Source organism: Nostoc sp. WHI (assembly GCF_015714725.1).
Lineage (GTDB): Bacteria > Cyanobacteriota > Cyanobacteriia > Cyanobacteriales > Nostocaceae > Nostoc.
Genome location: NZ_WBKM01000022.1, coordinates 1 through 2,687, shown reverse-complemented (window position 1 = coordinate 2,687; position 2,687 = coordinate 1). Strand labels below are relative to the sequence as shown.

The 2,687-nt window shown below is 40.9% G+C and carries 8 protein-coding genes; 2 read left to right on the top strand and 6 right to left on the bottom strand.

All coding sequences use genetic code 11. The annotated features are described in order from the left end of the window. The first annotated feature begins 197 nt into the window (after positions 1-197). On the top strand, positions 198-530 hold the full coding sequence (locus F8S12_RS02290) for a DUF5674 family protein (protein ID WP_196514603.1): 333 nt from the start codon (positions 198-200) through the stop codon (positions 528-530). Beyond that, positions 527-901, top strand: coding sequence for a hypothetical protein (locus tag F8S12_RS02285; protein WP_196514602.1), 375 nt, complete (start codon positions 527-529; stop codon positions 899-901). The genes F8S12_RS02290 and F8S12_RS02285 overlap by 4 nt, the downstream gene beginning before the upstream one ends. Before the next feature lie 11 nt (positions 902-912). Here the strand turns inward: F8S12_RS02285 and F8S12_RS02280 are convergent, their stop codons facing one another. The 6 genes from F8S12_RS02280 to F8S12_RS02255 all read right to left on the bottom strand — a co-directional run bounded on the left by F8S12_RS02280 (position 913) and on the right by F8S12_RS02255 (position 2,583). Further along, entirely contained in the window at positions 913-1,104 is a 192-nt protein-coding gene (locus F8S12_RS02280) for a hypothetical protein (RefSeq protein ID WP_196514601.1), read from the bottom strand. Positions 1,105-1,115: 11 nt separating this feature from the next. Further along, positions 1,116-1,400, bottom strand: coding sequence for a hypothetical protein (locus tag F8S12_RS02275; RefSeq protein ID WP_196514600.1), 285 nt, complete (start codon positions 1,398-1,400; stop codon positions 1,116-1,118). Positions 1,401-1,433: 33 nt separating this feature from the next. After that, positions 1,434-1,646: a hypothetical protein gene (locus F8S12_RS02270; protein ID WP_196514599.1), complete on the bottom strand. Its 213-nt coding sequence runs from the start codon at positions 1,644-1,646 to the stop codon at positions 1,434-1,436. A 14-nt stretch (positions 1,647-1,660) separates the two neighbouring features. Then, entirely contained in the window at positions 1,661-2,005 is a 345-nt protein-coding gene (locus F8S12_RS02265) for a hypothetical protein (RefSeq protein ID WP_196514598.1), read from the bottom strand. Continuing rightward, positions 2,002-2,199, bottom strand: coding sequence for a hypothetical protein (locus F8S12_RS02260; RefSeq protein ID WP_196514597.1), 198 nt, complete (start codon positions 2,197-2,199; stop codon positions 2,002-2,004). The genes F8S12_RS02265 and F8S12_RS02260 overlap by 4 nt, the downstream gene beginning before the upstream one ends. 114 nt (positions 2,200-2,313) lie before the next feature. Beyond that, positions 2,314-2,583 carry a hypothetical protein gene (locus F8S12_RS02255; RefSeq protein WP_196514596.1) on the bottom strand — a complete coding sequence of 90 codons (270 nt, stop codon included), beginning with the start codon at positions 2,581-2,583 and terminating at the stop codon, positions 2,314-2,316. Positions 2,584-2,687 lie beyond the last annotated feature (104 nt).

The following is a 2,687-nucleotide window of genomic DNA, read 5'->3' as shown; positions in this document are numbered from 1 at the left end:
CTGACCAATACATCCCCCAGTACCCAGCCCAAACATTCCTGTAGCAATCATGTACATTGTATTTTTGCCAAAAAATTGTACTCCTAAATACCCGATAGATATAGCCGCTAATGTGCCAGTAAAACTTACAACAATTACTTGTACTTGATTCTGTTTCATAATTAAAATTCCTTTGCTTGATAGAGGTTTTAAGTTGCATGATTTTGTTGTTACACGAGAGCGCTACCCCTGAACAACTTGAACAAATGCTTCAAGAGCATAAGTTCTACATCAAAACTGCCGTAGATATTGAACGTCGAGTATTAGTTGGGGGTGGAAATTTGCATTATGACTGTGAACAGGCTTTACTGAATGATGGTAGTCGGCAAGAAACTATCTGGGCAGCAAGCTTTATGCCTTTGACTGGAAGAATGATTTTTGAGTCAATGGTTAATCTCCGTCCCCGTCAGAATCGGTCAATGGAGCTTTTAGACTCTATCATTAGGGAAAGAGTAGCTCAAATTATTATCGAGTTCCTGGGAAATGTATGATCGAAGTGACACCAGAGCAACAAGTTTTTATGCAAGATGATGTGACTACCCGTTTGCATCACTTGGCAAATCACTTATCACAAATTCAGTCTTTGTGGACTGGGGCATCATCCCAGGAATTAATACTCGATCTGATTAAGGAAAGTCGGTACTTTCTTGAGTGGACTGTCCCCGACATGGTAAAAGCAGACGACATTGACCGAGCTTGTGAGTTAGTTGATTTAGGTCGTCTTTTAACTCGTTGGCTATTTCATTGGGATGAAATTTGGTTTGATGCCCAACAAAGGCAGTCGGCGGCTGGGCAAACTTCATATTGGTTGGGTCAAGTTTTGGAAATAGCCGATACAACACTTGAATCACTGAGCGCGTAAAATTTCAAGCTTCAGTTCTTTGCCAACTCCCGAATCTCTCGAACTTCCCGCCGCACAATCTGCCCTCCCAATTCCCGACGCTTGCCCAATGAATCAGTGAACACATATCGCGCTTGCATAGCGCATTGACGTTGGTGGCTGTACCGCAGTTGAACGCCACGAAACATATACAGTCTGCCTTTGGTTAATACAACATTTGACATTTTTGCCTCCCTTATTTTTTGATAGAAGCCTGACTTTGTTTGACCAACACTGAACGCAAGTACTGCCGACAGGCTGTTTCTCCCCGATAAATCAGAATCCGCAGCGCTTGTATTTCCTGCATTGGAGAAACACAGATTTCAGCGATGGCAGCAATCAGATTTTGTTGCTTCTGCACGTAATCTTGATGCTGCTGCTCTAACACAGCAATTTTGGAGTTTAACTGTTGTATCTGACGCAAGCATTGCGGCAGGGGCGATTCTTTGTTTTGAGAGCGGTTGTCCAAAGTCAATGTCATTTTGTTGATCCTCTAAATTTAGATTCTTGCTATTTACTGTTGAGTTGCCTGTTGTACAGCATCAATTGCGTTCACTATTTCTCCCAAAACATTGAACGCATCGTTTAATACCACATCATTTGATGTAGAAAAGTACTCGGATGATTGAAGCCTGCGATAATCCTTACTGCTCCCCACAAGCTGCAACGTATATTGACACCCTTGCAAGATAGCCCGAATCTCTGATGTGGTTAACTTGATTTCCATTGCTGTTTCTCTCCCTAAAATTTATCCCGGTGAATACTGAAACTTGCTGCGATTAAAGAACTCCCTAAGAAGGCGGAAAAACTTACCAGCATTGCACCCAGGCAGATATTTTTCTGTTGCTGCCAGCCAGAGATAATTATGTTGGGATTAGCATTTGTCTCGATAATCTCCATTCCCCAACATCCCATTGCTCCAACTCCTAAAAACCCAGTTAAAAGCAGAGAGGCGATTGCAGTTCTTTCTATGGTGAGGTCAATGAATACTTTGGGGCTAAATCTTTTTCGAGTCCGACGAAGAACTAATTTATTACGAGTATTTGAAGGTAAAGATGATTGATGAGTTACTTTATGGGTTTTCATTTCGCTTCGTCTAACTCCACAAAAAATCCTGCACCTGTATTTGTAATCTTTACTCTTCTTTGATTGACCAATGTTTGAATCACTCCCAAGCTAAAGTTGATACTGCATAATCGAGCGCTGCCACCGCAACGGCGGAGGTACTGAAGGCATAACTGGGAATGGTCTTTTGGGACTGGGTTAGCTTTTTTAGGCATGATGTCTTTCCTGTTGTGGTTTGTAGGGGGCAAAGCGATGGCTGAAAAAAAATAGCCAAGCAGTATTAATGCTTGACTAAAATATTTTTGAATTTAAAAGGTGAATTTCAGTTATTAGAATTTATCCAGTTCGTCAAATTGATTTGTTGCAGAGTGCTTGTACGCTTTGGCTTTATTCATTTGATGAGTAGAAGCTTTAATTACTGGAATTGCAGCTTCCTTAACTGAATCCTTTGCTTGTTGAAATAGAAATTGTGTCGCCCCTTGTGCATCTTCTTCTTTTGGGTCAATTTGTCCCCATAGTGAGCAACTTAACTCTAAAGATTCATAGTCGCCTAAATTGAACTTACGTGTGTAAGTTACAGCAATAGTCTTGATTTCCATAATTTACCCAAACAATATTTCAAGATGAAATGTAGCTTTTTAGCATCTCTTACAAAGTGACGCATCTCAAATTACAAATGCCGCCAGAAACTCTTGCTGATAGC

Bases quoted from the DNA above. Each gene is read 5' to 3' on its own strand.
- F8S12_RS02290 (WP_196514603.1), top strand. From the start codon at position 198: ATGATTTTGTTGTTACACGAGAGCGCTACCCCTGAACAACTTGAACAA.
- F8S12_RS02285 (WP_196514602.1), top strand. From the start codon at position 527: ATGATCGAAGTGACACCAGAGCAACAAGTTTTTATGCAAGATGATGTG.
- F8S12_RS02280 (WP_196514601.1), bottom strand. From the start codon at position 1,104: ATGTCAAATGTTGTATTAACCAAAGGCAGACTGTATATGTTTCGTGGC.
- F8S12_RS02275 (WP_196514600.1), bottom strand. From the start codon at position 1,400: ATGACATTGACTTTGGACAACCGCTCTCAAAACAAAGAATCGCCCCTG.
- F8S12_RS02270 (WP_196514599.1), bottom strand. From the start codon at position 1,646: ATGGAAATCAAGTTAACCACATCAGAGATTCGGGCTATCTTGCAAGGG.
- F8S12_RS02265 (WP_196514598.1), bottom strand. From the start codon at position 2,005: ATGAAAACCCATAAAGTAACTCATCAATCATCTTTACCTTCAAATACT.
- F8S12_RS02260 (WP_196514597.1), bottom strand. From the start codon at position 2,199: ATGCCTAAAAAAGCTAACCCAGTCCCAAAAGACCATTCCCAGTTATGC.
- F8S12_RS02255 (WP_196514596.1), bottom strand. From the start codon at position 2,583: ATGGAAATCAAGACTATTGCTGTAACTTACACACGTAAGTTCAATTTA.